This window comes from Streptomyces venezuelae, assembly GCF_008642375.1.
In the GTDB taxonomy this organism is placed as follows: domain Bacteria; phylum Actinomycetota; class Actinomycetes; order Streptomycetales; family Streptomycetaceae; genus Streptomyces; species Streptomyces venezuelae_G.
On sequence record NZ_CP029194.1, the window covers coordinates 3,798,805 to 3,825,570 of the forward strand.

27 protein-coding genes are annotated in these 26,766 nt (G+C 71.7%); 14 read left to right on the forward strand and 13 right to left on the reverse strand.

The window, feature by feature from the left end; translation table 11 throughout:
• Complete coding sequence (locus DEJ46_RS17130) at window positions 1-798, forward strand: TetR/AcrR family transcriptional regulator (protein ID WP_150267448.1); 798 nt, start codon at window positions 1-3, stop codon at window positions 796-798.
• A gap of 30 nt (window positions 799-828) precedes the next feature.
• On the opposite strand, the gene DEJ46_RS17135 is transcribed toward DEJ46_RS17130, so the two are convergent.
• A complete protein-coding gene (locus tag DEJ46_RS17135; RefSeq protein ID WP_150267450.1) occupies window positions 829-1,194 on the reverse strand; it encodes a hypothetical protein in 366 nt (121 codons plus the stop codon).
• 88 nt (window positions 1,195-1,282) lie between these two features.
• The gene (locus DEJ46_RS17140) at window positions 1,283-2,281 is read right to left on the reverse strand and encodes a WD40 repeat domain-containing protein (protein WP_150267452.1); all 999 of its coding nucleotides are present in this window, start codon (window positions 2,279-2,281) and stop codon (window positions 1,283-1,285) included.
• 71 nt (window positions 2,282-2,352) lie between these two features.
• Here DEJ46_RS17140 and DEJ46_RS17145 point away from each other — a divergent pair, with 71 nt between their 5' ends.
• From DEJ46_RS17145 to DEJ46_RS17155, 3 genes are read left to right on the forward strand one after another with little or no spacing between them, the layout of a single operon-like run.
• A complete protein-coding gene (locus tag DEJ46_RS17145; RefSeq protein ID WP_190622703.1) occupies window positions 2,353-3,207 on the forward strand; it encodes an alpha/beta fold hydrolase in 855 nt (284 codons plus the stop codon).
• A 60-nt stretch (window positions 3,208-3,267) separates the two neighbouring features.
• Window positions 3,268-3,975: a GDSL-type esterase/lipase family protein gene (locus DEJ46_RS17150; protein ID WP_150267456.1), complete on the forward strand. Its 708-nt coding sequence runs from the start codon at window positions 3,268-3,270 to the stop codon at window positions 3,973-3,975.
• Between the two features lie 21 nt (window positions 3,976-3,996).
• A complete protein-coding gene (locus DEJ46_RS17155; RefSeq protein ID WP_150267457.1) occupies window positions 3,997-4,443 on the forward strand; it encodes a GNAT family N-acetyltransferase in 447 nt (148 codons plus the stop codon).
• Between the two features lie 17 nt (window positions 4,444-4,460).
• Here DEJ46_RS17155 and DEJ46_RS17160 read toward each other — a convergent pair whose 3' ends face one another.
• Window positions 4,461-4,910, reverse strand: a complete 450-nt coding sequence (locus DEJ46_RS17160; protein ID WP_150267459.1) for a carboxymuconolactone decarboxylase family protein — start codon at window positions 4,908-4,910, stop codon at window positions 4,461-4,463.
• On the opposite strand from DEJ46_RS17160, the gene DEJ46_RS17165 reads away from it, so the two are divergent.
• Complete coding sequence (locus DEJ46_RS17165) at window positions 4,909-5,472, forward strand: MarR family winged helix-turn-helix transcriptional regulator (RefSeq protein WP_150267461.1); 564 nt, start codon at window positions 4,909-4,911, stop codon at window positions 5,470-5,472. The two genes, DEJ46_RS17160 and DEJ46_RS17165, sit on opposite strands and share 2 nt — an antisense overlap.
• Before the next feature lie 14 nt (window positions 5,473-5,486).
• Here DEJ46_RS17165 and DEJ46_RS17170 read toward each other — a convergent pair whose 3' ends face one another.
• The gene (locus DEJ46_RS17170) at window positions 5,487-6,476 is read right to left on the reverse strand and encodes an aldo/keto reductase (RefSeq protein WP_150267463.1); all 990 of its coding nucleotides are present in this window, start codon (window positions 6,474-6,476) and stop codon (window positions 5,487-5,489) included.
• Window positions 6,477-6,683: 207 nt separating this feature from the next.
• Complete coding sequence (gene thpR / locus DEJ46_RS17175; protein WP_190622705.1) at window positions 6,684-7,304, reverse strand: RNA 2',3'-cyclic phosphodiesterase; 621 nt, start codon at window positions 7,302-7,304, stop codon at window positions 6,684-6,686.
• Window positions 7,305-7,343: 39 nt separating this feature from the next.
• On the opposite strand from thpR, the gene DEJ46_RS17180 reads away from it, so the two are divergent.
• Window positions 7,344-7,844: a GNAT family N-acetyltransferase gene (locus DEJ46_RS17180; RefSeq protein ID WP_150267465.1), complete on the forward strand. Its 501-nt coding sequence runs from the start codon at window positions 7,344-7,346 to the stop codon at window positions 7,842-7,844.
• A 32-nt stretch (window positions 7,845-7,876) separates the two neighbouring features.
• On the opposite strand, the gene DEJ46_RS17185 is transcribed toward DEJ46_RS17180, so the two are convergent.
• The 3 genes from DEJ46_RS17185 to DEJ46_RS17195 form a co-directional block, all read right to left on the reverse strand.
• Complete coding sequence (locus DEJ46_RS17185; RefSeq protein ID WP_223834728.1) at window positions 7,877-9,301, reverse strand: signaling protein; 1,425 nt, start codon at window positions 9,299-9,301, stop codon at window positions 7,877-7,879.
• Between the two features lie 301 nt (window positions 9,302-9,602).
• Window positions 9,603-10,940 (reverse strand): MFS transporter, encoded by a 1,338-nt coding sequence (locus DEJ46_RS17190; protein WP_150267469.1) that lies wholly within the window; start codon window positions 10,938-10,940, stop codon window positions 9,603-9,605.
• Window positions 10,941-10,967: 27 nt separating this feature from the next.
• A complete protein-coding gene (locus DEJ46_RS17195; protein ID WP_150267471.1) occupies window positions 10,968-11,411 on the reverse strand; it encodes a MarR family winged helix-turn-helix transcriptional regulator in 444 nt (147 codons plus the stop codon).
• A gap of 287 nt (window positions 11,412-11,698) precedes the next feature.
• On the opposite strand from DEJ46_RS17195, the gene DEJ46_RS17200 reads away from it, so the two are divergent.
• Window positions 11,699-11,926, forward strand: coding sequence for a ribbon-helix-helix protein, CopG family (locus DEJ46_RS17200; RefSeq protein ID WP_150267473.1), 228 nt, complete (start codon window positions 11,699-11,701; stop codon window positions 11,924-11,926).
• Here the strand turns inward: DEJ46_RS17200 and DEJ46_RS17205 are convergent.
• On the reverse strand, window positions 11,896-13,347 hold the full coding sequence (locus DEJ46_RS17205) for an NCS2 family permease (RefSeq protein ID WP_150267475.1): 1,452 nt from the start codon (window positions 13,345-13,347) through the stop codon (window positions 11,896-11,898). The genes DEJ46_RS17200 and DEJ46_RS17205 overlap by 31 nt on opposite strands.
• 146 nt (window positions 13,348-13,493) lie before the next feature.
• Here DEJ46_RS17205 and DEJ46_RS17210 point away from each other — a divergent pair, with 146 nt between their 5' ends.
• Window positions 13,494-13,802, forward strand: a complete 309-nt coding sequence (locus DEJ46_RS17210; RefSeq protein ID WP_150267477.1) for a DUF2530 domain-containing protein — start codon at window positions 13,494-13,496, stop codon at window positions 13,800-13,802.
• An 88-nt stretch (window positions 13,803-13,890) separates the two neighbouring features.
• The gene (locus tag DEJ46_RS17215; RefSeq protein WP_150267479.1) at window positions 13,891-16,299 is read left to right on the forward strand and encodes an HAD-IC family P-type ATPase; all 2,409 of its coding nucleotides are present in this window, start codon (window positions 13,891-13,893) and stop codon (window positions 16,297-16,299) included.
• 13 nt (window positions 16,300-16,312) lie between these two features.
• Here the strand turns inward: DEJ46_RS17215 and DEJ46_RS17220 are convergent, their stop codons facing one another.
• The 3 genes from DEJ46_RS17220 to DEJ46_RS17230 form a co-directional block, all read right to left on the reverse strand.
• Window positions 16,313-17,116 (reverse strand): class I SAM-dependent methyltransferase, encoded by an 804-nt coding sequence (locus tag DEJ46_RS17220; RefSeq protein ID WP_150267481.1) that lies wholly within the window; start codon window positions 17,114-17,116, stop codon window positions 16,313-16,315.
• A 9-nt stretch (window positions 17,117-17,125) separates the two neighbouring features.
• Window positions 17,126-17,947 (reverse strand): hypothetical protein, encoded by an 822-nt coding sequence (locus tag DEJ46_RS17225; protein ID WP_150267482.1) that lies wholly within the window; start codon window positions 17,945-17,947, stop codon window positions 17,126-17,128.
• Between the two features lie 292 nt (window positions 17,948-18,239).
• Window positions 18,240-18,818: an HD domain-containing protein gene (locus DEJ46_RS17230; RefSeq protein ID WP_150267484.1), complete on the reverse strand. Its 579-nt coding sequence runs from the start codon at window positions 18,816-18,818 to the stop codon at window positions 18,240-18,242.
• A 1,272-nt stretch (window positions 18,819-20,090) separates the two neighbouring features.
• On the opposite strand from DEJ46_RS17230, the gene DEJ46_RS39165 reads away from it, so the two are divergent.
• The 5 genes from DEJ46_RS39165 to DEJ46_RS17260 all read left to right on the forward strand — a co-directional run bounded on the left by DEJ46_RS39165 (window position 20,091) and on the right by DEJ46_RS17260 (window position 23,337).
• Complete coding sequence (locus tag DEJ46_RS39165; RefSeq protein WP_190622710.1) at window positions 20,091-20,261, forward strand: hypothetical protein; 171 nt, start codon at window positions 20,091-20,093, stop codon at window positions 20,259-20,261.
• A 248-nt stretch (window positions 20,262-20,509) separates the two neighbouring features.
• Entirely contained in the window at window positions 20,510-20,821 is a 312-nt protein-coding gene (tgmA, locus tag DEJ46_RS17245) for a putative ATP-grasp-modified RiPP (protein ID WP_150274511.1), read from the forward strand.
• Window positions 20,818-21,768, forward strand: a complete 951-nt coding sequence (gene tgmB / locus DEJ46_RS17250; protein ID WP_190622713.1) for an ATP-grasp ribosomal peptide maturase — start codon at window positions 20,818-20,820, stop codon at window positions 21,766-21,768. The genes tgmA and tgmB overlap by 4 nt, the downstream gene beginning before the upstream one ends.
• Window positions 21,765-22,892: an ATP-grasp peptide maturase system methyltransferase gene (gene tgmC, locus DEJ46_RS17255; RefSeq protein WP_150267486.1), complete on the forward strand. Its 1,128-nt coding sequence runs from the start codon at window positions 21,765-21,767 to the stop codon at window positions 22,890-22,892. The genes tgmB and tgmC overlap by 4 nt, the downstream gene beginning before the upstream one ends.
• A 61-nt stretch (window positions 22,893-22,953) precedes the next feature.
• Window positions 22,954-23,337, forward strand: a complete 384-nt coding sequence (locus tag DEJ46_RS17260) for a VOC family protein (protein ID WP_150267487.1) — start codon at window positions 22,954-22,956, stop codon at window positions 23,335-23,337.
• 133 nt (window positions 23,338-23,470) lie between these two features.
• On the opposite strand, the gene DEJ46_RS17265 is transcribed toward DEJ46_RS17260, so the two are convergent.
• Window positions 23,471-26,614, reverse strand: coding sequence for a sacsin N-terminal ATP-binding-like domain-containing protein (locus DEJ46_RS17265; RefSeq protein WP_150267489.1), 3,144 nt, complete (start codon window positions 26,612-26,614; stop codon window positions 23,471-23,473).
• Window positions 26,615-26,766 lie beyond the last annotated feature (152 nt).

The window sequence follows — 26,766 nt, forward strand, 5'->3', positions numbered from 1 at the left end:
ATGACGACGAGCAGCCTCGACCTCCTCTGGGGCACGGGCGACCGACCCAGCCGCGGCCCCAGGCCGGGCCTCACCCTCGACCGGATCGTCGCCACGGCGGTCGGCCTCGCCGACGCCGAAGGCCTCGACGCCGTCTCGATGCGGCGGGTGTCGAGCGAGCTCGGCGTCGGCACGATGTCGCTCTACCGGTACGTCCCCGGCAAGACCGAGCTCCTCGACCTGATGCTCGACCGCGTCCAGGGCGAGTCCTTCGAGGCCGACCCGCCCCCGCCCACCCACTGGCGGGACACGATCACGGAGCTCGCCCGCACGACCCTCGGCCTCTACCGGGCCCACCCCTGGCTGCTCAAGGTCAACGAGGCCCGCTCCGTCCTCGGCCCGAGCGCACTGCGCGGCCTGGAGCTCTGCCTGTCGGGGCTCAAGGGGCCGCACGGCATGGGTCTGGGCGACCCCGAGACCATCTCGGTCGTCATCACCGTGCAGAGCTACACGGCGGGCATCGCCCGCATGGAGCTCCAGGCCGTCGAGGCCGCGAAGGAGACCGGCGTGGACGACGAGGAGTTCTGGCGCACGCAACAGCCCTACTTGGAGCGGGCGATGGCATCGGGCGACTACCCGATGATGGCGGCGCTCGCCGCCGACACCTTCTCCCGCGACGTCGACCACTTCGCCTTCGGCCTCGAAAGGCTCCTGGACGGCTTCGAGATCCTCGTGGCGAGAGCGGGCGGCGGGGACGGCACCGGCGGTGTCAGCGGTGTCAGCGGCGCCACCGACGACACCGGCGACACCGGCGCCTGAGAGTCTCCTTCACGGCGAGTGCGCGGCGAGTCAGCCCATCTGCGCCTTCACGTGATCGATCACCGCGGTGAACTCGTCGGTCGGCGAGAACTCCACGACGTCGACGTCCTCAAGCGCCTCCGGGGCGTGCCCAGGGCCCCAGTAGTAGGCCTGTCCGGCCTCGTAGATCTCCTCGCCGGTGGCGGTCCGCATCCTGATCCGGCCCTTGAAGAGGTAACCCCAGTGGGGGCACTGGCACAGGTCGCCTTCCAGGCCCTTGAGGGCCGGCGCCATGTCGGTGCCTGCGGGAAGGTGGATGAAGGCGGCGGACATGCCCCCTCCGGCCTCCTTCATGCGCAGCTCCACACCACCGCCTTCGAGCGCGACGGGGGTGGTCTCGCGGGTGGTTGCCGTCATGACTCCTCCACACTCCTCCACGGCCGGTCCGGTCCCGGGCTCCGGTCGCCCCGGTTCTCCGGTCTCCTTCCAGTCTCGCCCCCGCGGGTCAGCGGCGCAGCAGGCGCTTGAAGCCGAGGACGAGGACGGTGGCGCCCGCGAGGACGAGGAAGCCCACGGTCGCGCTGCCCTGGCCGCCCTGGCCGTCGCCCGCGCCGGGCGTGGCGGCCGGGGCGTCCGGTTCCTTGGGTGAGCCCGGTGCCTCCGTGGCCGGGCGGTCGGACCCGGCATCCCGGTCCACCCGTACGACCTTGCTGTTCCCGCCCTCCGAGCCGAACATGAAGGCCGAGCCGTCCGTCGTGTACGTCACCGACTCCGCCTGCCCCTGGAAGGGGGCGCCGACGCCCGTGCCCCCGTCGCCGAGGCGGCCGTCCTTCCACGCGTACTCCTTCGCGCTGAAGTAGCCGCGCAGGACGAGCCGTCCGCCGTCCGGGGAGAAGGCTCCGTCGGTCACCCACGGCACGTCGCCGATGCGCCGGAAGGTGTTCGTCCCCGACGGGGAGAGCTTCTCGGGGCCCGCGTACAGGCCGCCGCCGTCCTCGTTCTTGCTCGCGATGTACACCCGGCCGGTCTTCGGATGGACCATCAGGGCCTCGGCGTTGCGCGGCCCGTCGGCGTACTTCACGTCGTACTGCTCCGCCGCCACCTTCTGGTCCTTGAGCGTCTTCGGCTCGGGGAAGCGGTAGATCCAGACGTGGTCCCAGGAGCCGTCGAGGTTGTCGCCGATGTCGCCGACGTAGATGTCGCCGTCCGGGCCGACGGCGATGGCCTCCATGTCCCGGGGGGTGCCGACGCCCTGCATCGTCAGGGTCGCGACGGTCTCGCCCGTACGGGAGTCGATGCCGTAGATCAGGGGCGCGTCCTGGTCGTTGTGCGTCCAGTAGATCCCCGGGTGGGCCCGGCTCGCCGCGAGACCGCTGGACTCGGTGATCCGGGGGTCGGCGATCCTGAAGTCCCGGTCGGGTTCCTGCCCTTCGGCACGGGCATGACCGGCGGGGAGCAGCACCAGGGCCGCCGCCGCACCGAGGGCGCACAGAGCAGTTCGCATGGACCCAAGCCTGCCACGACGCCACGGAAACCCGCTTGACCTGCGTCGGAGCCGCTGCCATGGTCGCGCGCATGCCTACCTTCACCGCCCCCGACGGCACCCTGCTCGCATACCACGCGTCCGGGTCCGGCGCCCCGCTGATCTGTCTGCCGGGCGGCCCCGCGCAGGACTCCGTGTACCTCGACGGGCTGGGCGGACTCGACGCCCGCCGCACGCTGGTCCGCCTCGATCTGCGGGGCACGGGCGCGTCGGCGGTGCCGGAGGACCCGTCCTCGTACCGCTGCGACCGGATGGTCGAGGACGTCGAGGCGCTGCGGACCGAGCTGGGGCTCGACACCGTCGACCTGCTGGGACACTCGGCGGGCGCCAACCTGGCCGCGCTGTACACGGCCCGCCATCCGGAGCGGGTGGCCCGACTCGTCCTTCTCACCCCGGGCACGGCGGCCGTCGGGCTCGACACGACGGGCGAGGAGCGGCTCGCGGCGGCGCGGCGGCCGTGGCGCGAGGAGGAGCCGTGGTTCGCGGAGGCGTACGCGGCTCTGGAGGAGCTCGCGGCGGGGCGCGGGTCGGCGGAGACCTTCGCGGCGGTCGCGCCGTTCTTCCACGGGACGTGGGACGACGCGGCGCGCGAGCGCCATGCCGAGGGTCACCGGCAGCGGAACGGGGAGGCGGCGGGGGTCTACGGGAGCGAGGGCGCGTTCCGCCCGGAGGCGACCCGCGCGGCGCTGGCGGAGTTCGGGCAGCCCGTGCTGGTCGTCGCCGGCGAGGGCGACGCGAACACTCCGGTGCCGACGGCCACCGCGTACGCGGAGCTGTTCCCGAACGCCATGCTCGCGGTCCTGGCCGGGGGCGGGCACTTCCCCTGGCACGACGACGCGGAGTGGCTCGTGGAGACCGTCGGCTCCTTCCTGTCCCCGGGCGCCTGAAGAAGATCCGTGTCCGGGATCACGTCGCCGCTCCCGCGAGCGGTCCGCGATGATACGACCATGCGTTTTCTGTTCGTCGGCGACAGCATGACCATCGGACGCGTCGGCGACTGGACCTGGCGTCACCGGATGTGGCAGCACCTGGAGGCGACGCTCCCGGGCGGGTACGAGATCGTGGGCCCGCGCACCGGGCTCTACGACCCGACGGCGCCCGACGAGCCCGACGGTGTCGAGGCTTACGCCGACCCCGCCTTCCCCGCCCCCGCCCGGCGGCATCTGGCCGGCTGGGGCGAGGGCTGGCTGCACATGGCGCCCGTCATCGGCGAGACCGTCACGGCCACGGGGGCGGACGTCCTGCTGATCTCCCTCGGTCTGATCGACCTCGGCTTCTACACGAACAGCGACCAGACCGAGGAGAACGTCCGCGCGTTCGTCGCGGCGGCCCGCGCCGCGAACCCGCACGTGCGGGCCGTGCTCCTGCCGGTCATCCCGAACGTCCGCGCCGAGTACGACGCCCCCTTCGCCGCCGAGTGCGAGCGCTTCAACGAGCTCCTCGGGAAGGCCGTCGCCGACCTGGACACGCCGGCCTCGCCGCTGCTCCTGGCGACCGTCCCGGAGTCGTACGACATCCACACGGACACCTACGACGGCACCCACCCGGGCGTGACCGGCGAGCACAAACTGGCCGCCGCCTTCGCCACGGCGATGCATCAGGCCTGGGGGCTGGGCGGCCCTTACCGATCCGACCGATCCGACCGATCCCACTGATCCGACCGACCTGAGGACGACATGCAGGACCAGCACGCACACACCGGCCCGGCGCTGAGCGTCGGCCACCAGGACGCCGAGCTCGACGCGCGGCTGTCCAAGGGCCTCGACGAGATCAACTTCCCCGCCACGGGGACCACCGCCGCCGATCAGGGCTCCCTGTCGGTGAAGGCCGTCGACGAGGCCGGCGAGCTCATCGGGGGCCTGTCCGGCTGGACCTGGGGCGGGCTCCTCGGCATCGAGATGCTCTGGGTCCGCGAGGACAGCCGCCGGGACGGCTGGGGCGCCAAGCTCCTCCTCGCCGCGGAGGAGGAGGCACGGCGGCGCGGCTGCGACCGCGCCTCCGTGTCGTCGTTCACCTTCCAGGCTCCGGACTTCTACCGGCGCCAGGGGTACGTCGAGACGGGCCGGACGCTGGGCATCCCCGGCGGCGCCGAGGACGTCCACTTCCACAAGTCGCTGACCTGAGACAGGCCTTGGCGCTGTCAGGCGGCGCGGGTGAGGCGGTTCGCGAACGTCGAGAGCGTGTACGTACCGATGCCGAGGACGACCTCCAGGGCGTTCCGGCGGGTGTAGCCGGCCTTCTCGAAGGCCGCCAGGTCCGCGTCGCCGACGGCGCCGGACGCGGCGAGCACCTGGAGGGTGAACGTCCGTACGGCGTCGAGGCGTTCGGGATCCGGGGTGGGACCGAGGGCGGCCATCTTGGCCTCGTGTATGTCGACGCACAGATGGCACTGGTTGCGGGCGGCGACGGTGAGGATCACGGTCTCGCGGGAGTGCGGGTCGAGGGTGGTGGACTCGAAGATCTCGCTGAGCTTCAGGAAGCCGTTCAGGGTCTCCGGCGACTCCTTGAGGAGCGCGACGGCGTCGGCGGTACGGACGGAAAGGTCTGCGGGCAAGGCGTCTCCTGGGAATTCGAGTAGAATCGACAACATGGTTGACCATGTCGAGGAGAGAAACGTAAACCAGGTTGTCGATCAGGGCAAGGGGGAAACAGAGAAACCCGTCCCTGATCCCGGGCCCGGTCCTGGTCCCGGCCCCGGTTTCGAGCTGCCCCTGCTCCTCTTCGGCGGCTTCCGCACCCTCATCGACCGGCTCCACGCCCGTCTCGCCGCCGAGGGGCACCCCGACCTCCGCCCGGCCCACGGCTTCGCCATGCAGGCCATCGGCGCGCGGGGCGCCACCGCCAGCGACATCGGGCGGCGCCTCGGTGTCTCCAAGCAGGCCGCCGGCAAGACCGTCGACCGCCTGCTCGCCCTCGGCTACGCGGAGCGCGCCGACGACCCCGCCGACGCGCGCCGCAAACTCGTCCACCTCACCCCACGGGGGTACGAGGCCCTCGCCCGGTCCGCCGCGATCTTCGACGAACTACGAGCGGAGTGGGCCGCGCTCCTCGGCGCGGACCGGGTCCGCGACATGGAGACGGCCCTGCGGAACGTCGTCCCCGCGGAGACGGCGTTCCGCCTGGACGCCACGAGCTGGCTCGGCGCGCCCTGAGCCCTTGAAGGGCGTCACCAGGCGAAGGCCTCCGGGGACGGGCCCGGGCCGGGGAAGATCTCATCCAGGCCGGACAGGACCTCCTCGCTCAGCTCCACCTCCAGGGCACGCAGCGCGCTGGCCAGCTGCTCGGGCGTGCGCGGGCCGACGATCGGGCCCGTCACCCCGGGCCGGGTGAGCAGCCACGCGAGCGCCGCCTCGCCCGGCTCCAGGCCGTGCTTGTCGAGCAGGTCCTCGTAGGCCTGGAGCTTCGCCCGGGACGCCGGGTCGGCGAGCGTGGCGGCCGCGCGGCCCTCCGTCCTGCGCTTGCCCTGCGCCTCCTTCCTCAGCACCCCGCCGAGCAGGCCTCCGTGGAGCGGCGACCACGGGATGACCCCGAGGCCGTACTCCTGCGCGGCCGGGATCACCTCCATCTCGGCGCGCCGCTCGAAGAGGTTGTAGAGGCACTGCTCGCTGACGAGCCCGACCGAGCCGCGCCGGGCGGCGGTCTCGTTGGCCTGGGCGATCTTGTAGCCGGGGAAGTTGGAGGAGCCGGCGTACAGGACCTTGCCCTGCTGGATCAGGACGTCGACCGCCTGCCAGACCTCCTCGAAGGGGGTCGCGCGGTCGATGTGGTGGAACTGGTAGACGTCGATGTAGTCGGTGCCGAGCCGCTTGAGGCTGGCCTCGACGGCACGGCGGATGTTGAGCGCCGAGAGCTTGTCGTGGTTGGGCCAGGCGTCGCCGTCGGCGGCCATGTTCCCGTACACCTTGGTGGCGAGGACGGTCCTGTCGCGGCGGCCGTCGCCCTTGGCGAACCAGGAGCCGATGATCGACTCCGTCCGCCCCTTGTTCTCGGCCCAGCCGTAGACGTTGGCGGTGTCGAAGAAGTTGAGACCCGCGTCGAGCGCGGCGTCCATGATGGCGTGACTGGTGGCTTCGTCCGTCTGCGGGCCGAAGTTCATCGTGCCGAGGACGAGTCGGCTGACCTTGAGTCCGGTGCGTCCGAGCTGCGTGTACTCCATGAGGGTCAAGCCAACTGCTTCGAGTCCGCTCGAAGCAAGGGGATTCGCACGGGGTCACGGAGCCGCGACGGCGAGGCGCGGGAAGGGCGCCGGCGGGGCGCCCGAGGCCTACTGGCCGGTCACCGATGCCACCGCGATGATCGCGAACATCAGTACGAGCACGCCGGCCATGATGCGGTTACGGGTCTTCGGGTCCACGCATCGAGGTTAACCCGCCCGCCCGGCCGCCCCTCCCCCGGCTCCCGTGCCCCGCTCTCCCCCGGCGCCCTCCAGGGGCCAGGCGTCGAGCGTCTCGTACCGGGGCTGCTCGCCCGCCACCCCGCTCACCGGCAGGTTCGAGCGGACGAGGGCCAGGTCGGCCACCTGCCAGCGGGCGCCCTCGAAGGTGTGGAGCTCGTCGAGGAACGGGCGGAGGTCGGTCTCGTCCGTCCGCGCGCGGGCGAGCGTCAGATGCGCCTGGTAGCGGCGGTGCTCCTCCATCGCGACCCCGGCCCGGCGCGCCGCGGCGTCGGCCCGCTCGGCGAGCAGCCGCAGCTCGTCCAGGTCCCCGGCGACACCCGTCCACAGGGCACGGCGGCCGAAGTGGCCGCCGCCGTGGAGGCGGAGCGGGAAGGGCGCGGTGCGGTGCGCGGCCCGGGCGAGCCGGACCCGCAGCTCGGGCAGCAGCTCCTCGTCGACCTCGCCCATGAAGGCGAGCGTGAGGTGCCAGGCGGGCCGCGAGGTCCAGCGCAGCCGGTCGGCCCCGGGCAGCCGGTGCAGTCGGTCGGTGGCGTGTCCGAGCTCCGCGAGCTGCTCCGCGGGCGGCAGGACGGCGGCGAAAAGCCTCATGGGAAGAGTCTGGCAGGCCCGAGGGCTAGCCTCTGGGAGATGAAGATCAGAAAGGGCGGGGTGGAGGACCTCCCCGCGATAATCTCCGTGCTCGACAGCGCCGTGGTGTGGCTCAACGGCAAGGGCATCACCGCCCAGTGGGGCACCGAGCCGTACTCGGCCCGCCCGGCGGCGGTGCAGCAGGTCACGGACACCGTGTCCGAGGGCGATCTGTGGATCGCCGAGATCGACGGCGTCCCGGCGGGCACGATGACGCTGACCCCGCACCCGGGCAGGCACGTGCCGCCGGCGGACGAGCCCGAGGTCTATGTGCGCATGCTGGCGACCGACGCGCGGTTCCACGGACACGGCGTGGGGGCGGCGCTCCTCGCCCACGCGGCCGAGGAGACCCGTCGGCAGGGGGTGTCGCTGCTGCGGGTGGACTGCTTCGCGGGCAGCGAGGGCCGCCTCGTCGCGTACTACGAGGGCCAGGGCTTCACCCGGACGGACCCCTTCGCGGTGGGCGAGTGGCAGGGCCAGATCCTGGAGCGGCGGGTCTGAGGACCCGCCGCTCGTACGCGGCCGGCCGGTACTCAGCTCGTGAAGTACCCGGCGTCCAGCGCGATCCAGCCGATGAACGCGCGCTCGTCGTAGATGCGCAGCTGCCCTTCGGAGTTGAGCTCCCAGCGGGTGGTGAGAGGGCCGGTGATCGTGCCGGCGCCGGTCGCCGTGCCCACCATGCCCTGGGTGCGGCCGGGGCGGAGGTGCGGCGGGAGCGTGAGGATCGTCTCGCCGCTGGTCCATGCCTTGCCGTCGGCACGCGTCACCCGGAGGCGGAGGTCGACGCGGTCGCCCGACTGGCGGTACTGAGGGCGGTAGCTGTCGGTGGCGTGGTAGACGGGGTCAAGGTCCAAGGGCGTCCACGGGACGGTGGTGCTGCTGATGCCGTAGAGAGCCATGTGTCGTTTGTTCTCCCGAGTGGTGGCGAAGCCGAACACGAGCTGCGGCCCGGCAGGCGTTCGGCGGACGGTGATGGCTTCGGTCTCGCGGTGGACCAGGTCGAGAGCGGTGGCGTTGAAGGTCCGCTCGACCACCTCGCCCGTGAGGACGTCGTAGACGGTCCACCAGGAGTTGCCCGGGCTCGGGTTGGTGACGTCGTCGTAGGCGCTGCCCTCGTTCTGGTAGACGAGGTTCCCGTACAGGCACCAGGCCTGGGTGCGGTACTTGGCCGGGAAGCTGCGCTCCGGGGTGAAGGCGCGGTTCTTGAAGGCGCCGAGGTCGTAGACGCGGTACTCCGCGGTGCCGGACGACACGTGCCGTACCGCGATACGGCCGTGGTCGATGTCCAGGGACGGGGTGACCGCGGTGGCTCCGGGGACGGGGTCGAAGACCTCGACGAGGGGGCTCCCGGCGTCGACGATGGCGTCGGGCGTGAACGCGACGCGGCCGATGTGCCTGCCGTAGGCGAATTCGTTGGTCGCGGGGTTCCCGTCGCTGGGGACGTGGACCGCGTCGGTCTCCAGCCAGAGCCAGGGGGTGCCGTCGACGTGCTCGACGCCGAGTCCGCCGCCGTGGCCGAAGCCCCGCAGGTACATGACGGCGAGGACGGTGCCGTCGGGCGCCACCTGGTTGACGCAGAGGTCTCCCCGGCGTCCGCGCTCGTCGTCGGGCGGGGTCACGGTCTCGTCGGCGAGTCGGCGGCCGTTGCTGATGAGCTGCACGGCGTAGGCCAGACCGGTCACCGGGTCGAAGGCGACCTGCTGGTGCACCCGGGTCTGGTTGAGGAGGATCTCCCTGCCGAACAGGTCGACGGGCTCGGCCTTCAGGTCGAACCTGTGCCCGGCGGGCAGGGTCACGGCGGCGGGCCAGACGGCGGGCACGGCCTGCGGGACGGCCGTCCCGGGAACGGCCGACTGCGGGACGGTCGACTGCGGGGCGGCCGCGTGGGCGGCGCCGACGGGGGAGAGGACCGGGGCGACGGCCAGCGCGGTCAGGACGTTACGACGGCTCAGCGGCATGACGGAACGGCTCCGTTTCCTCGCGGAGACGGCCTGCGGGTAGAACGTGTGTACATGGGCGTGCAAGCCCCCCTTTCAAGATCAATCACCTGCACGGTGTCGCGATCTTCGCACACGGGTGCGAGGGGTCAAGGGGGATTTCGGGGGCCTGACGGAGGCCCGGGGCGGAGACAGAGACTCCGCTCACCGCCCCGGGAGGGGGAGGCAGAGACTCCGCCCGCCACCCCGGAAGGGGGGAGGCAGACACTCCGCCCGCCACCCCGGAAGGGGGGAGGCAGAACCTCCGCCCCGCCCCCTACCGTCAGGCCGCCGTCGCCAGCCGTTCGCGCGCCACGAAGCGGACCTGCGGGTGGCCGTGGCGCCAGCCGAAGGCCATCTTCAGGCCGCCGACCCTCGCCAGGATCAGGCCGATGACGCCCGCCGCGGCCAGCGAGATCACGCCGCCCGTCGCGAAGCCGACGCGGGCGCCGTACGTGTCGGTGACCCAGCCGAGGAGGGGCGCCCCGATCGGGGTGCCGCCGGCGAAGACCATCATGTAGAGGCTCATCACCCGGCCCCGCATGGCCGGGTCGGTCGCCATCTGGACGGCCGAGTTCGCGGTGATGTTGACCGTGAGGCCGATCATGCCGATCGGCACGAGCAGCAGCGCGAACATCCAGAACGCCGGCGACAGCGCCGCCGCGATCTCCAGGACGCCGAAGACCGCCGCCGCGATCACCAGCATCCGCAGCCGGGTCGAGCCCCGGCGGGCCGCGGCGAGGGCGCCCACGAGGGAGCCGGCCGCCATCAGGGTGTTCAGGAAGCCGTACGTACCGGCGCCGACGTGGAAGACCTCCTCCGCGAAGGCCGTCAGCCAGATCGGGAAGTTGAACCCGAAGGTGCCGATGAAGCCCACGAGGACGATCGGCCAGATCAGGTCGGGCCGCCCGGCCACGTACCGCAGGCCTTCCCGCAGCTGGCCCTTGCCGCGCGGGGCGCGCTCCACCTTGTGGAGCTCGCCGGTCCGCATGAGCAGGAGGCTCACGAGGGGGGCGATGAAGGACAGGCCGTTGAGGAGGAAGGCCCAGCCGCTGCCGACCCCGGCGATCAGCACACCGGCGACGGCGGGGCCGACGAGCCGCGCGGACTGGAAGTTCGCGGAGTTGAGCGAGACGGCGTTACGGAGCTGCTTCGGGCCGACCATCTCGGCGACGTACGCCTGCCGGGCCGGGTTGTCGACGACGGTCACCATGCCGAGGAGGAAGGCGATCAGGTAGACGTGCCAGACCTGGACGGAGCCGGAGAGCGTGAGGACGGCGAGCGCGAGGCCGCAGAGGCCGAGGGCGGCCTGGCTGACGAGGAGCAGGTTCCGCTTCGGGTAGCGGTCGGCGATGACACCGCCGTACAGGCCGAAGAGCAGCATCGGCAGGAACTGCAGGGCTGTGGTGATGCCGACGGCGGCGGCCGAGCCGGTGAGGCTCAGGACCAGCCAGTCCTGGGTGATGCGGGCCATCCACGTACCGGTGTTGGAGACGATCGCTCCGGTGAAGAACAGCCGGTAGTTGCGGATTCTGAGCGAGGAGAAGGTTTCCCCCCGCCCGCGGGTCTTGAGGGTGGGTTGATGGACGGGTGCGGAGTCTGCTCCGGGTCCCGTACTCAAAGTGCGTTCGCCTCCTCGGCTGCGGGTCTACAGATGGGCGAGCTTCTCCAGGACCGGGGCGGCCGCGCGCAGCTTGGCCCATTCGTCCTCGTCCAGACCCTCGGCGAGGGTGGCCAGCCAGGCGTTCCGCTTGCGGCGGGACTCTTCGAGCATGGCCTCGGCCTGCTCGGTCTGGCGGACCACCTTCTGGCGGCGGTCGTCGGGGTGCGGCTCCAGCCGGACCAGTCCCTTGGCTTCGAGCAGCGCGACGATGCGGGTCATCGACGGTGGCTGGACGTGCTCCTTGCGGGCCAGCTCACCGGGGGTGGCGGAGCCGCAGAGCTTCAGGGTGCCGAGCACCGACATCTCGGTCGGGCTCAGCGACTCGTCGACGCGCTGGTGCTTGAGTCGTCGGCTCAGTCGCATGACGGAGGAGCGGAGCGCGTTCACGGCCGCGGCGTCGTCGGCGGTGCCGTGGGACAGGTCTGGCATGTTTGTTAGCCTAACTCATTACTCTGTCTAAATACCAACAGGAACGCGCCGACGTCGCACGGATCACACCCGCAGCCCCCCGCAACGCCCACAGCGCCCACAGCGCCCACAGCGCCCTGCAGTACGCGGCAACACCCGGCCCGCTCGGCAACACGCGGCAGCACCCGCCCCACTCGGCAACACAGGCGCGGGAAGGTCACGCTTCGGCATCCATGTATCACCCAAATGAGTGAGCCGGATCCAGAAAGTGACGCAAAGAGGCGCCGGGTGCCCCGACCCTGAACGGCATGGGATCGACAGTGCTCAGCCTGCGCATCGACGGTGAGCTGCTCGACCGGCTCAGGAGTCACGCCGCGAAAAGAGGAATGAGCGTCCAGGACTATGTCGTCCGGACGCTCATTCGGGAGGATTTCGACGAGCGGTTCAAGACCGCCGTCGACGAGACGGAGAGGTTCTACGGACCGGGGTCGTCGGACCCCGGGGATCACGTGAGGCCGAGCGCCGGCATCGCGTAGTAGAAGACGAAGACCGCGGACACGACGTACATGGCCGCCGGGACCTCACGGCCCCGGCCGGCCGCCAGGCGCAGCACGCTGAACGCGATGAAGCCGATGCCGATGCCGTTCGTGATCGAGTACGTGAACGGCATCATCACCATGGCCAGGAACGCCGGCACCGCGATGGTGTAGTCGCTCCAGTCGATGTCCTTGATCGAACCGGCCAGGATCAGGAAGCCGACCGCGAGCAGCGCGGGCGTGGCCGCCTGGGACGGGACCATCGTCGCCAGCGGCGTGAGGAACAGCGCGACCGAGAAGAGACCGCCGGTCACGACCGAGGCGAGGCCCGTCCGCGCGCCCTCGCCGACGCCCGCCGTGGACTCCACGAAGCAGGTGGTGGCGGAGGACGAGGTCGCGCCGCCGGAGGCGACGGCCAGGCCGTCCACGAGCAGGACCTTGTTGATGCCCGGGAAGTTGCCGTCCCGGTCGATCAGCTTGGCCTCGTCGCCGACGCCGAGGATCGTGCCCATCGCGTCGAAGAAGCAGGACAGCAGCACGGTGAAGACGAAGAGGACGCCGGTCAGCAGACCGACCTTCTCGAAGCCGCCGAAGAGGCTGACCTCGCCGACCAGGCCGAAGTCGGGCGAGGCGACGGGGTTGCCCGGCCACTTCGGGGTGGTGAGACCCCAGGAGGGGACGGTCGCGACGGCGTTGATCACCATGGCCACGATCGTCATGACGACGATCGAGATGAGGATCGCGCCCGGCACCTTGCGGATGATCAGGGCGAGGGTGAGCAGAGTGCCCAGGACGAAGACGAGGACCGGCCAGCCGGTGAGGTGCCCGTCGCCGCCGAGCTGGAGCGGGACGGTGGTGTGCGCGGCGTCGGGGATGCGGGAGACGAAGCCCGAGTCGACGAGGCCGATGAGCATGATGAAGAGGCCGATGCCGATCGCGATGCCCTTGCGCAGGCCGACCGGGACGGCGTTCATGACGCGCTCGCGCAGACCGGTCGCGACGAGCAGCATCACGACGATGCCGGCGAGGACGACCATGCCCATGGCGTCGGGCCAGGACATCTTGGGCGCGAGCTGGAGCGCGACGACCGTGTTGACGCCGAGGCCGGCGGCGAGGGCGATCGGGACATTGCCGATGACGCCCATGAGGAGCGTCGAGAAGGCGGCCGTGAGGACGGTCGCCGTGACGAGCTGACCGCTGTCGAGCTGGTTCCCGTACATGTCCTTGGCGCTGCCGAGGATGATCGGGTTCAGCACGATGATGTAGGCCATCGCGAAGAAGGTGGCGAAACCGCCCCGGACCTCGCGGGCGACGGTCGACCCGCGCTCCGAGATCCGGAAGAAGCGGTCGATACCCGAGTTCGGCTGCGGGGCACCCGCGGGCTCGGGGGACATGGCCTTGGCGGTGGCCGTGGTGCTCATGGGGGTTCCTCTTCGGAAGACGTCCTTTTTGGCGGTTCATACGAGGGAAACCCGCCAGAGGCAAACCGTTTCAGTATGAACACATGAACGAGTGAGCGTCTATCTCCGCGCGTAGACCCCGATTCCCGCCGCCTAGACTGAGTCCCATGGCGAAGTGGACACCGAAGCACGAGGCACCCGAGCCCCTCGAAGGGCCCGTCGTCGCCACCATCACCGGCGGCACGATCCTCTGGTTCGTCCTCTTCCTCGTCCAGGTCCCCTTCTACGGCTGGTTCGACGACCGGGACCTGACCTGGTGGGTGTGGACCTGCCTCGCGGGCGCCGGGCTCGGCCTGATCGGCATCTGGTACGTACGGGGCCGGGACGCGGCGCTCAAGCGGCACGCGGCGGAGCGGGAAGCGGGTGCGGCGGATGCCGCGGAGCCCCGCACCCCCGAGACACACCCGGGCGCGTAGCACCAGGGGACGATTCCCCTCCTCCCACGGTCGGATCTTCGCGCTTCTCGGCGGGTGAACGACCCGTTCCGGTCGTACCGTCGAAAACATGACTCAGCGGGCGAAGATCGACACCGGCGGCAGCGAGACCGAGGCGGTGGAACCCCCCGTCGTGCACCGCCCGGCCGGACTCACCTCCGCCGAGGTCGCCGAACGGGTCGCGCGCGGCGAGGTCAACGACGTACCCCTGCGCAGCTCCCGCTCCACCACCGACATCGTCCGCGCGAACGTCTTCACCCGCTTCAACGCCATCATCGGCGTGCTCTGGGTGATCATGTTCTTCGTCGCGCCGATCCAGGACAGCCTCTTCGGCTTCGTGATCATCGCCAACACCGGCATCGGCATCATCCAGGAGCTCCGAGCCAAGAAGACCCTCGACGGGCTCGCGCTCATCGGCGAGGCGAAACCGACCGTCCGCCGCGACGGGGTCGCCGCCGAACTCTCCACCTCCGAGATCGTCCTCGGCGACCTGATCGAGCTCGGTCCGGGCGACAAGGTCGTCGTCGACGGCGTCGTCGCCGAGGCCGACAACCTGGAGATCGACGAGTCGCTCCTCACCGGCGAGGCCGACCCGGTCGTGAAACAGCCCGGCGCCCCGGTGATGTCCGGCTCCTTCGTGGTGGCCGGCGGCGGCGCGTTCACCGCGACCAAGGTCGGCCGCGAGGCCTACGCGGCCCAGCTCGCCGAGGAGGCCTCCCGCTTCACCCTCGTCCACTCCGAGCTGCGCAGCGGCATCTCCACGATCCTCAAGTACGTGACGTGGATGATGGTCCCGACCGCGATCGGGCTGATCATCAGCCAGCTCGTCGTCAAGGACAACGACCTCAAGAACTCGATCGCCCGCACGGTCGGCGGCATCGTCCCGATGATCCCCGAGGGCCTCGTGCTCCTCACCTCCGTGGCCTTCGCGATCGGCGTGATCCGCCTCGGCCGCAAGCAGTGCCTCGTCCAGGAGCTCCCCGCCATCGAGGGCCTGGCCCGCGTCGACGTCGTCTGCCTCGACAAGACGGGCACGCTCACCGAGGGCGGCATGGACGTCACGGAGCTGCGTCCCCTCAACGGCAGCGACGAGGCGTACGTACGGAAGGTGCTCGGCGCCCTCGGGGAGTCCGACCCCCGCCCGAACGCCTCCCTCCAGGCGATCATCGACGCCTACCCCGACTCCGTGGACTGGCGCTGCACGGAGTCGCTCCCCTTCTCCTCGGCGCGCAAGTACAGCGGCGCGGCGTTCAGCGAGGGCAACGGCGAGGACTCGACCTGGCTGCTCGGCGCCCCCGACGTCCTCCTCCGTGCCGGCGACCCGACCCTCACCGAGATCGACCACCTCAACGAACAGGGCCTGCGGGTCCTCCTCCTCGCCCGCACGACCCACGAGCTCGACGACCCCGGTGTCGCCACCGACGCCCGGCCGACCGCCCTCGTCGTCCTGGAACAGCGGCTGCGCCCCGACGCGGCCGACACCCTCGCGTACTTCGCCGACCAGAACGTCGCCACGAAGATCATCTCGGGTGACAACGCGGTCTCGGTCGGCGCGGTGGCCGGAAAACTCGACATGCCCGGCGCCGCGAACACGGTGGACGCCCGCACCCTCCCCACCGACAGGGAGGAGATGGCGAAGGTCCTGGACGCGAACGGCGTCTTCGGCCGGGTCTCCCCGCAGCAGAAGCGGGACATGGTGGCGGCCCTCCAGTCCCACGGCCACACGGTCGCGATGACGGGCGACGGCGTCAACGACGTCCTGGCCCTGAAGGACGCCGACATCGGCGTCTCGATGGGCTCGGGCTCGGAGGCGACGAGGGCGGTGGCCCAGATCGTCCTCCTGAACAACAGCTTCGCGACGCTCCCGTCGGTGGTGGCGGAGGGCCGCAGGGTCATCGGCAACATCACCCGAGTGGCCACCCTCTTCCTGACGAAGACGGTCTACTCGGTCCTTCTGGCGGTCCTGGTGGTCTGCTCGCAGGTGGAGTACCCCTTCCTCCCCCGCCACCTCACCCTCCTCTCCACCCTCACGATCGGCGTCCCGGCCTTCTTCCTCGCGCTCGCCCCCAACAAGGAACGCGCGAAGCCGAACTTCGTCCGCCGCGTGATGCGGTACGCGATCCCCGGCGGCGTCATCGCGGCGGCGGCCACCTTCACCACGTACCTCCTCGCCCGCCACCACTACACCGGCGAAGGCGCCCTGGAGGCGGAGACCAGCGCGGCCACCCTCACGCTCTTCCTGGTCTCCATGTGGGTCCTGGCGATCATCGCCCGCCCCTACACCTGGTGGCGCCTCACCCTGGTCGCCACGATGGCCGGCGCCTTCCTCCTCGTCCTCGTCGTCCCCTGGCTCCAGGACTTCTTCGCCCTGAGACTGGTCGGCACGACGATGCCGTGGGCGGCGGTCGTGATCGCGGCGGCGGGCGGGGTCCTCCTGGAGGTGGCGTACCGCTGGGTGGACCGGAGGTTCCCGGCGTAGGCGCGGGCGGGGGTCAGTCCCCGCTGGTCGGCGTCTCGCCCAGCCGCCGCACGCGCAGTGCGGCGGTCAGCATCGGGAGGGTGAACTCGCCGTCGGCGGTCTCCGGGCGGCTCGCGAGGTACGTGCGGATGCGGGCGAGCGCGGCCTCGCGTTCCGGGTCCGGCATGACGAGCATGCCCGCGCGCGTCGCGAGGGTCGCGACGAGGGAGTCGGCGGTACGGCGCTGCCCGTGCGGGAACTCGGCCTGCTCGGGCGAGCCGAACCGGGCTTCCTCGCCGCCCTTGGGGAGGTGCATGTCCGCCGTCTCGGCGCGCCAGGCGGCCGGCGTGTCACGCGGGCCGACGGCCGCGCTCCCGCTGACCGACGCGAGCCCGGCGACCCACTCGACCTGGTCGTCCATGACGTTCCACAGGCCGGCCAGAACCCCGCCGGGCACGAGGACCCTGGCGATCTCCGGCCCCGCGACGGCCATGTCGAACCAGTGCATGGCGTTCCCGGCCAGTACGGCGTCGAAGGACGCGTCCGGCAGCGGGATCGACTCGGCGCTGCCCGGCAGGGCACGGACGGTCGGCGCCGCGCGGCGGAGTTCGGCCAGCATCGCCGAGTCGGGCTCGACCGCGACGACGTCGACGTCCAGCGCGACCAGCGTGGCGGTCAGCTTGCCTGTTCCGGCACCGAGGTCGAGCACCCGCACCCCCGGCGCGGCCGCCAGCGCCCAGCGGACCGCGGCCTGCGCGTAGTCGGGGCGGTGCGCGGCGTACGCGGCTGCCGCCGCTCCGAACGACGAGCTGTGAAGGAGCCGTTCATCCTTTTCCACGCGGGCACGCTACCCGGGCGGCGAGGACTCGACACGGCAGTCGCCGCAGACGGCCTCGGTGTCACGACTGCGGAACGCCCGGTCGCACCCGTCGCAGGTGATCAGCGGCGCGGGCCCCTCGACGACCGACGGCGGTGGACCGGCGGGCAGCCGGGGCGGCTGGAGGGCGGAGAGGCGGTACTCCAGGAATCTGCCCGGGTGGTGGATGGGTACGTGGGCGGGCGGCAGCGCGGCCGTGAGCGTGCGGACGATCTGGGCCGGGGTCGCGGCCCTGGCCAGCCACTCGTCGACGGCGGGGGCGAGCCGCAGGACCTCCCGCCAGGGCAGCAGCAGCCTGGTGTCGACGGTCCGCAGCCGCGCGAGCAGGTCGGCGGCGGGCCCGGGGAGGTCGGCGGGTTCCGGTTCGACCGCTGCCTGTACGGTCTCGGGCTCCGGTTCCGGCTCGGGCGGGCCGGGTGCTTCCGCCCGCCGTACCGGCAGACCGCACCCCGGCTTGTCGTACGAGACGATCCGGGTGGCGAACCGCCCACCCCCGAGCGGCACCCGATGGCGCTCCAAATAACCTTCCACGACCAGCTCGTTGAGGGCTCGTCGGACGGTGATCTCGCCCTCCGTGAAGCGGTTCGTGAGCGTCTTCACGGTGACGTCGGCGCCCTCGGGCAGCGACTGGATGTACACGCCGAGCCCGATCGCCACGGCCGACAGGGACGGATGCTGGGCGAGGTGATTGCCGATGATCGTGAACCGGTCGGTGTGCCGGAACCGGACCCGGATCACCCCGGAGCGGGGCGCGTCGGCGGGAATCTCGAACGGAACAGGGAACGCGGACACGGCCGCGTTAGACTGCGGACAAGCCATAGGGAAAGACTGCTTCCTGATTGGTCAGGCCCTCGTCAGGATGCCAGTCCTGCCGGGGGCCGAGTTGCATGTGCCGTTGCATATGCCGTTGTTGCGGCCGACCGTACCGCATCCGTCCGCACTCCGGACGCCCCGTCACTCGATCGTGTGGCAAAGCCAGTTGGGGAGGCGGGAGGGGTGGGTTAGGAATTTCTCTTCCCGTTACTTAAAGGGGCGACGTGCCCCACCGGGGCGCGGCCGAGCGCGCCCCGGTGGGACGTCGGGTTCAGCTCAGGAACGTCTTGCGCCACTCCAGCGGCGACATGGTGAGCGCGGCCTCGGCGAGAGCCTGCGCGGACGCCGTCTTGAGACTGTTCAGGGAGGTGTCGATCCAGTCCTGGACCAGCGTGTTGCCCTGCGCCCGGTACTCCACGGCCTGCACGAGGCACTCCAGCTTGTCCGCGTCCTTGGCGACGATCGCCTCAGGGGTGTCGTTGGCCTCGTACTCATCCACGACCCGCTGGACCCCGGCCTTCACCGCCGGATGCGCGGCGGACACCTGATCCGCGGTGACCGTCTGGTTCGTCGCGGCGTCGATATAGCGGCGGCCGATGTGCGGGATATCCCCGATCCTGGTCTCCTGCGTGTCGTGGAAGAGACACATCAAAGCGACTTTGGCCGGGTCCACACCCTCCATCATGGCGAGCACGGCCCCAATAACACCAACGCGGAACGAGTGCTCGGCGATCGACTCGGGGTTGTTGTTCCCGGTGAACCACCATCCGGTGCGCTTGGCGTTCTTGAGCACCCCCATCTCGAAGATGAACCCGGCGGTGCCCTGGGCGTTTGCCGTCTCGTCTGCCATGTGGTGACCTCCGGTTCTCAGGTGTGATCGCGCAAAACGTAATACACAGTGCCGAGTTCATGACGGGATCTTCCGGACGTGACGCCACTGTCCAGTAGCTGGCCCATACGCTCTGCCAGATCTCTCGCCAGCGAAGCCGATGCCTGGGGCAGCCACGGGTGGGCCGTCAGCAGGGCCCACAAGGTGTGGGCGTACAGATCGACGTACCCAGGAGCGTGGTGCATCCCGTACGTGAGCCCACGGAGCAGCGTGACAGGGTCCCAGCCGGTCAGGTCCCGGTCCTGCATGAATTGGTCATCGGACTGGGGAAGTCGTACTCCTCCCAGCCAGTACGCCCAGTAGTTGAGATTCGCGGCCTCTGCGGCGTCATCACCGACCAGGGATCGATCGATGAAGTCGAGGAGCGGCTGTGGATCTCCCAGTCGGGCCAGCGCTGTTGCAGTCGACCGAGCCTCCGCCCAGTGCACTGACCAACCCTTCCGTGCGAGAACTCCCCGCCGCGCGTGCAGGGCGTGTGCCGTCCACGAGACCGCTTCCGACCCCCGGTCGTACGAAGCGAGGTAGAGAGCCTGTCGGTGCAGCAGGGTGCCGCCACCAGGTCGCCGCGCGACCTCGGCAGTCCGACGGAGGCGGTCGAAGAACAGAGCCCGGTCGGATGCACCCAGCAGCGGAGCTACCGCCGCAGGCCCCCGCCGGGGAGCCGGAATTCGTCCGGCCAGCGCCGGAGGCGCCACTCCGGTCAAGGCCCAAGCCAGCATGTGGGCGGTGTCCCGGGTGTGCACCCATGACGCGAGCGGGGTGTATCCCGATGTCGTCCGGAGGCTCCAGCGCGGCGCCGATGATCTGATCGGCATCCATCGCCGCGTCCAGGAGTCCCACCACCCCTGGATCCGCACCCAGCGCTCCCAGCCGGCGTCGCAGGTTCAGCAGCGCTCCGGCCTTCACATTGGCGAGTGGCCTGCGGCCCGTTTCCCATCCCTGCATCGTGCCCAGATCCACCCCCAAGACTTCCGCCATGGACGCCTGCGTTCGCGGGACGCTCTCCCGTGCCAGGCGCAGCACGAACCCCGCAACAGTCCCAGCGACCGCGCGGCCTCGTACGGGCGGCTTCACCATGTCGGCTCCCCGAGAGCTCTCCGCCCCTCAACACGTACCACCGGTCAGTCCTACCGCGTCAGCGCCGACCGTACGTTCAAGATGCGCCAACAACCAGCACCCGTACGGGTCATGGAGGTTGACGCCCACCGCATCCCGACAGTGAGGAGCGACCACGTGACCACCCCCGAACTCCCCCGTAGGGCACCCGGCTCCAGCGGGCGACGGCGCAACCCCGAGCCCGCCCCCGGCGCCCCGAGCCGGGCCCTCCGGATGCGCGCGGCCGGCGGCTGGGCGAGGTTCATGCGGCGGGCCGAGGCGGAGTCACCGCGGGAGGCGAAGACGTGAACGCGGTCGGCCACGACGGCTACGAGGAACACCCGCTGCTCCACACACGTGTCCGCGACATCGCCAGCCGGGGCGAGGGAGAGCTGACCGCGGTCACCCACGAAGTGCACGGCCCCGGCCGCCTCGTCCGGGTCGCCCACATCCGGCCCGCGAACGGCATCGAGTGGACGACCTCCGCCGACAACGTCCGGGCGGCCCTCCGACCCGCCAGACCACCCACCACCCCCGAACCGACCCTTGGAGGAACCGTGTTCCACCACACCGACCGACTCCCGACCGGTACGCCCCTGCCCATGGGCAGGGTCACCGCCGCGCCCTGGGGCGTTCAGCGCATGGCCCCGTACCCGGCCATGGCCCCCGCCTACGCCCGGGCCGAGATCGACCCGGGGACCCAGACCGCCCGCTACTTCGACGCCGCCGGCCAGGTCATGGAGATGCCCGGACACGGCACCAGTACCGGTACCAACCCGGCTACGAACACCGGCAATCCGTCCGACGGGTCCAGCGGTGGCGGCACGGGCGGCGGGGACAGCGACACGGGGAACGACACCGACCAGTGACCGACATCGGCCCGGTGCTGGTCGTCACCATGATCGACGACCCCACGGCCGACCTGGTGATCGGCGAGCTGCACGACCGGGGCGTCCCGGTCGTGCGGCTCGACTCCGGGGACTTCCCCGCCACCCTGTCGTTCGCGGCCACGCTCACGCCTCACGGCATCGAAGGAACGCTGTCCACGCCCACCCGGACCGCCGACCTGTCCCGCGTACGGTCGCTGTACTACCGGCGCCCGTCCGGCTTCACCTTCACCCACCTCGACGAGCAGAACGCCCGCTTCGCCGTCACCCAGGCCCGCTACGGCCTCGGCGGCGTCCTGGCCTCGCTCCCCGACTGCCTGTACGTGAACCACCCCCATCGCATCGGGGACGCCGAGTTCAAGCCCTCCGGTCTCGCCGCCGCCGTCCGATGCGGCTTCCGGGTCCCGCCGACCCTGGTCACCTCGGAGCCCGAGGCCGCCCGCGCGTTCGTCAGGATCCATGGGCCCGCCATCTACAAACCGCTGTCGACGCCCCTCTACCGAATCGCCGGGGTGTCCTGCACGGTCGAGGTCGGCGAGGTCACCGTGGACCAGATCGACGAGCGGGTGGCGGGCACCGCCCACCTGTTCCAGCACCGGGTCGACAAGGTCGCCGACGTCCGCGTGACGGTCATCGGCCGGAAGGTGTTCGGCGTACGGATCGACTCCGGACTGCTCGACTGGCGAACGGACTACGACCGGCTCACCTACACCGTCGTCGAACCACCGCCCGGGATCACCGACGCCCTGCACCGCTACCTGGACCACTTCGGGCTGGTCTTCGGCGCATTCGACTTCGCGGTGGACCATGCGGCGGCATGGTGGTTCCTCGAATGCAATCCGTCCGGCCAGTGGGCGTGGATGGAACCGGAAACCGGACTGCCCATGGTCGCGGCCATGGCCGACCTCCTGGAGCGGAAGACGGCATGAGCGACGACGAAGCCCTCCGCGAGGCCATGGCCGACCGGCTGGCGGCCGGCGGCCACCTGCGTTCGCCCCGGTGGCGTCAGGCGGTGCTCGACACGCCCCGCCACGAGTTCCTCCGCGGCGGCTACTTCCGGCGGGTGGACAGCAACGGCCTCACCGGGTGGGAACCGGTCCTGCCAGGCGACCCGGACTGGCTCCCCTCCACGTACACCGACGACTCGCTCGTGACCCAGGTCGCCGGAACCATCGCCCCCCGCGACATCCAAGGACGGATCCTCCGGTCCCCGACCAGCTCCAGCACCATGCCGAGCCTCGTCGTCCGGATGCTCGAAGAGCTCCAGGTCGACGACGGAATGCGCGTCCTGGAGATCGGCACCGGCACGGGCTACTCGACCGCCCTCCTCTGTCACCGACTCGGCGACGGCCTCGTGACCTCGATCGAGGTCGACGCGGACGTGTCCACGCAGGCCCGCACAGCCCTCGGTGCCGTCGGCCACCTGCCCCGGCTGGTCGTCGGGGACGGCCTCGCCGGGGACCCTGGCGGCGGACCGTACGACCGGATCGTGGCGACCTGCGGCGTCCTGGGAATCCCGCCGGCCTGGCTCGCCCAGACCAGGCCCGGTGGCCGGATCCTCGCCACCGTGTGCGGATGGATGTACTCCTCCGAACTCGCCCGCCTCACCGTCGATGACGACGGCACCGCCCACGGCGGGCTCCTGGGCGGGCGGATCTCCTTCATGCTCGCCCGCCCCCACCTCCCGCCGCCCCTCGGGACGCTGCCCGACCTCGCCGACGGCGAGGAACGCGAGGCCGTTATCGGCCCCGACACCCTGGAGGACTGGACCGCCCGGTTCGTCGCCCAACTCGCCGCGCCTCGCGCTCAGCTCGTCCGGATGTCCCTCGACGACGGCGAACCGCGTTCCGTGCTCCTGGACGTCGACGCCGGGTCATGGGCGGCCCTTCACCGAGACGGTGGTCGCTGGATCGTCCGCCAAGGCGGTCCGGACCGAATGTGGGATCGGATCGAGGACCACGTGGCCCACTGGCAGCGGAACGGATCACCGGACCTCGACCGCTTCCGGATCACCGTGACGCCTGACGCGCAGGCGGTCACCTGGCCGAACTGAATGACGGGGCGCCGAAAAAATTGGCGAGCGGAAAATCGGACTGCGGTGCGAGGATGCCGCCATGGCAAAGGAATTTCAGGTGACGTACGACTGTGCCGATCCGGGCATGGTCGCGGCCTTCTGGGCCGAGGTGCTGGGCTACCGCTTCCAGCCCCCGCCGGAGGGCTTCACCGACTGGGCGGCCATCACGGATCCGGACGGCAAGGGGCCGCGGATGTACTTCCAGACGGTCCCCGAGGGCAAGACGGTGAAGAACCGTCTGCACCTGGACGTGCGCTCGGCCCCCGGTCTGACCGGCGACGAGCGGATGGACGCGCTGGAGGTGGAGGCCGCCAGGCTGGAGGGGCTGGGGGCCAAGCGGCTGTACCGGCTCGAATCCGACAGCGAGAACGAGGGGATCATCGTGATGGGCGACCCCGAGGGGAACGAGTTCTGCCTGGACTGAGCGCAGGGCGCCGGCCCTCGCGCCTCGGAAACGCGCGCGGGGCCGGGCCGGCGTGCTGACAGGGCAGGGCCTCACCACCATGTGAGGCCCTGCCCTGACGCATTGGTCCCGGCTGCCAGGGACCGGGCCCGGCTCAGTCGAACCAGCGGTCCCGCGCCAGTTCCGCCGTGCGGGACGGGTCCTCCAGGAGGGCCGCCACCTCGAAGCGGCGCGGCCACTGGCCCGCCGACCAGGCCAGGCCCGCCGCCACGCCCTCCAGGGTCGCGGCGTGGAGTACGCCGTCGGGGGTGACGCGCCAGTCCAGTTCCACGCCCGCCGCGCGGAGTTCCTCGTGCTCGATGTACGAGGACGGGGTCGACGGGCCCAGAAGGGCGTGGACCGAGGGCGGAACCTCGTGTTCCTCGCCGACCGTCGTCACTTCGGCCTCGAACGCCTCGCTCAGGCGGCGGACCTGGAACAGTTCCGCCAGGTCGGCCGCGCGGGACGGGGCCACGGGCAGGAGCGGGGTGTCGCCGGTGAGCGGGAGGAGGTCCGGGGCGTCCGCCACCAGGGCTTCCGCCGCGTCCACGACGACCAGTTCCCCGTCCACCACCGCGCGCAGCTCGTCCGGGAGCGTCACCTGCTCCGGGTCCAGGTCCGCCAGCGCCGTGTAGAGGGCGTGGAGTTGGGGGGCCGTGACCTCGCGCTCCGGGTCCGCCAGGCGGGTCAGGAGTTCCGCCGCGCCTCCCGGTTCCTCCAGCAGCGCCGCCACCGACGTGCGGACGCCCAGCGCCCGCAGGACCTGCTCGTCGTCGAAGCCGGTCGCGTCGGCGGAGTCGTACAGGCCGGCGAGGAGGGGGTCCGAGCCCTCGGCCCGGAGGCCCGCCGGGCGGCGGCCGTCCAGGACCGGGTGGTCCCGGAGCCACCACGCCGTGTACGAGCGGACCGTCTCCGTCGTCCCGTCGGGCAGGAGGATCCGCACGGGCTGGGTGAGCGCGTCCCGGAGCGGGGGCTGCGCCAGCAGGGCGAGGGCCTGCGGCCAGGCCTCGTCGTCGACCAGGTCCAGGTCCCGTACCGCCACGATCTCCGTCGCCACCGGCGGCACCGGCGACTCCGGCAGGCGGTCCAGGACGTCCTCGCACCACACGTCGACCGCGTCGAGGAGCCCGGCGTCGTCCGGCTCCGGGTAGTCACCCTCCCGCGGCTCGACCTCGTCCGGGTCGAGGACCAGGTCCGTCGCCCGGACCAGGGCGAAGTTGGACAGGACTCCGCAGGCCGCCAGGGGGCGTTCACCCCAGCGGGCGGCGAGTTCGGCGTCCACGAAGGGCAGTTCGTCCTCGCGCATCACCGCCGCGAAGGCCGACCCCGGGAGCACCAGCTCGCCCGCCGGGGAGAGTTCGCCGTCCTCATCGGGGAGAGCGAGCGCGCCGAGCCAGGGCTCGTCGCCCGGGTCGAGTTCGGCGTCCCGGACCAGGGCGAGGACCGTGTCGGCCAGTTCCTCCGCGTCGAGCGTGTCGGCGTCCTCGTCCCAGATCTCCCCCGCGTCGAGGGAGGCCGCGACCGCCGCCCGCACCTGCGGGGTCGTCAGGACCGCGCGGGGCGTGGCGGGCAGGGCGCCCAGCTTCTCCAGGAGCGGGTGCGCCGCTTCCGGGTGCGCCACCTTCAGGCCGAGCCGGGTCAGCTCGGCGGGGGTCCTGTCCTGCGGGAGGAGGACCTGGCGGGGGCCGATCGTCGTGCGGACGCGGAGGGCCTCGGCGTCGTCCGCGAGCGGCACCGGAAGGCCGGTCAGGCGGTCCGGGTCGACGCCGGCGAGGGAGTCGTAGAGCCGCCACCACCACGTCGGAGCCCTGTCGACCCCGGCGAGGCGGTCGATGGCCTCGGTGAGGGGGACCCGGCCCACGCCGAGGGTGCGGAGCTCGGGGCGGCGCTCCAGGCCCGCCGGGAGGAGCGTCGGGAAGACCTCCGCGAGGACGTCGACCGTGTCCGCACCCGCGCCCTCCGCGACCTCGGCCTCGATGGGGCGGAGCGCGGGCAGCTCCTCGGTCGGGGCGGCCGGTGCCAGGAACGCGACCCTCGGCAGCCGGTCGAGGATCGCCTCGCGCAGTGCCCCGTCGAGCGGCCCCTTGCCGAGCGGGCCGGGCACGAGGTCGAGGGTCGCGGTCGTCACCGGGTGCCAGTCGGCGAGGAGTTCGGCGTACGCGTCGGCCGCGCGCTGCACCAGGAAGTCGGTGAGCGGGCCGGGCGCCGGGTGGCGCCGCGCGGTGTCCAGCGGCAGGGAGGCGATGAGCAGGGCGGGGATGCCGAGGGGCTCGTCGGTGGGGGTGGGGGCGTGGACGACGGGTTCCGTGCCGGGGTGACGCGGGGCGCCCTCGCCGTCGACGGGTACGGCCCAGGTCACGGACCAGTGCGGGCGGAGGCGCTCCTCCACCGGGCGGTCCTTGAGGAGTTCGGCGTCGAGGGGCCCGGCGTGGGAGACGGTCCGCCAGCGGTGGGTGCCGGTCGCGGTGTCGTCGATGCGGACATAGCCGTCGTCCTCGGAGCGGCGGAGGGTCCGTACCCCTTCGGCCGTCTCGACGACGATCTCCGCGAGGCCGGGGAGCGTGAGGAGCAGGGCGTCGTCCACCGATGCGAGGAGACGCTCGGCGAGGTCCTGGGCCGCGGAGTCCCGCAGCGGGAGGACGACGACCGTGTCGTAGCCGTCGGGCGCGGTGCCCTCGGCGGGCAGCGGGAGACGCAGGAGGGGTACGTGGCCGTCCCGGCGGCGGAGTTCGTCGCCCAGGCCCGGGCTGTACCGGGCGGACTCGGCGGCCAGTTCGCGGGCCTCCGCGAGGGACCAGCGGACGCCGCCGTGGCGGCCGAGGACGGCCGGCTCGTCGGAGACGGCGAGAACGGCGGCGAAGCCGACGCCGAAGCGGCCGACGGCGCCGGCGCCTTGCTCCCGCTTGGCGGAGGCGCGGAGCGTGGACAGCGACTCGGCGCCCGTGGCGTCCAGCGGCGCGCCGGTGTTGGCGGCGGCCAGGACTGCGGGGCCCTCGTGGTCCGCGGGGTGGAGGGTGAGGCGGAGGCGGCCCGTGACACCGGCGCGGTGGGCGGCGTCGGCGGCGTTCTGGGCGAGCTCGACGACGAGCCGGTCGCGGTAGCCGCCGAGCGCGAGGTCCTCCTCGGCGTTGGCGTCCTCCCGGAACCGGGCGGGCGAGGCGCCCCAGGCGTCGAGCACTCCCCGCCGCAGCCGTGCGGTGCCGAAGGGATCGGTTCCGTCGGTCGTCGTCCGGACGCTGACGCTCACGTCTGACTCCACTCTGCGGGGCGGTGATCTGGGCGGTGACCTGAGCGATCACCCGGGCGGTGACACTGCCGGACCCGAAGGTCCGGGGCCCGAAAGGTACCGCGCTCCGCCCTGCCCCGGCCGCCGGGGCACGACCCGGCCCCGGGGCGCGCGGAAGCACATCC

Bases quoted from the DNA above. Each gene is read 5' to 3' on its own strand.
- DEJ46_RS17130 (WP_150267448.1), top strand. From the start codon at position 1: ATGACGACGAGCAGCCTCGACCTCCTCTGGGGCACGGGCGACCGACCC.
- DEJ46_RS17135 (WP_150267450.1), bottom strand. From the start codon at position 1,194: ATGACGGCAACCACCCGCGAGACCACCCCCGTCGCGCTCGAAGGCGGT.
- DEJ46_RS17140 (WP_150267452.1), bottom strand. From the start codon at position 2,281: ATGCGAACTGCTCTGTGCGCCCTCGGTGCGGCGGCGGCCCTGGTGCTG.
- DEJ46_RS17145 (WP_190622703.1), top strand. From the start codon at position 2,353: ATGCCTACCTTCACCGCCCCCGACGGCACCCTGCTCGCATACCACGCG.
- DEJ46_RS17150 (WP_150267456.1), top strand. From the start codon at position 3,268: ATGCGTTTTCTGTTCGTCGGCGACAGCATGACCATCGGACGCGTCGGC.
- DEJ46_RS17155 (WP_150267457.1), top strand. From the start codon at position 3,997: ATGCAGGACCAGCACGCACACACCGGCCCGGCGCTGAGCGTCGGCCAC.
- DEJ46_RS17165 (WP_150267461.1), top strand. From the start codon at position 4,909: ATGGTTGACCATGTCGAGGAGAGAAACGTAAACCAGGTTGTCGATCAG.
- DEJ46_RS17160 (WP_150267459.1), bottom strand. From the start codon at position 4,910: ATGTTGTCGATTCTACTCGAATTCCCAGGAGACGCCTTGCCCGCAGAC.
- DEJ46_RS17170 (WP_150267463.1), bottom strand. From the start codon at position 6,476: ATGGAGTACACGCAGCTCGGACGCACCGGACTCAAGGTCAGCCGACTC.
- thpR (WP_190622705.1), bottom strand. From the start codon at position 7,304: ATGAGGCTTTTCGCCGCCGTCCTGCCGCCCGCGGAGCAGCTCGCGGAG.
- DEJ46_RS17180 (WP_150267465.1), top strand. From the start codon at position 7,344: ATGAAGATCAGAAAGGGCGGGGTGGAGGACCTCCCCGCGATAATCTCC.
- DEJ46_RS17185 (WP_223834728.1), bottom strand. From the start codon at position 9,301: ATGCCGCTGAGCCGTCGTAACGTCCTGACCGCGCTGGCCGTCGCCCCG.
- DEJ46_RS17195 (WP_150267471.1), bottom strand. From the start codon at position 11,411: ATGCCAGACCTGTCCCACGGCACCGCCGACGACGCCGCGGCCGTGAAC.
- DEJ46_RS17200 (WP_150267473.1), top strand. From the start codon at position 11,699: ATGGGATCGACAGTGCTCAGCCTGCGCATCGACGGTGAGCTGCTCGAC.
- DEJ46_RS17205 (WP_150267475.1), bottom strand. From the start codon at position 13,347: ATGAGCACCACGGCCACCGCCAAGGCCATGTCCCCCGAGCCCGCGGGT.
- DEJ46_RS17210 (WP_150267477.1), top strand. From the start codon at position 13,494: ATGGCGAAGTGGACACCGAAGCACGAGGCACCCGAGCCCCTCGAAGGG.
- DEJ46_RS17215 (WP_150267479.1), top strand. From the start codon at position 13,891: ATGACTCAGCGGGCGAAGATCGACACCGGCGGCAGCGAGACCGAGGCG.
- DEJ46_RS17230 (WP_150267484.1), bottom strand. From the start codon at position 18,818: ATGGCAGACGAGACGGCAAACGCCCAGGGCACCGCCGGGTTCATCTTC.
- tgmC (WP_150267486.1), top strand. From the start codon at position 21,765: ATGAGCGACGACGAAGCCCTCCGCGAGGCCATGGCCGACCGGCTGGCG.
- DEJ46_RS17260 (WP_150267487.1), top strand. From the start codon at position 22,954: ATGGCAAAGGAATTTCAGGTGACGTACGACTGTGCCGATCCGGGCATG.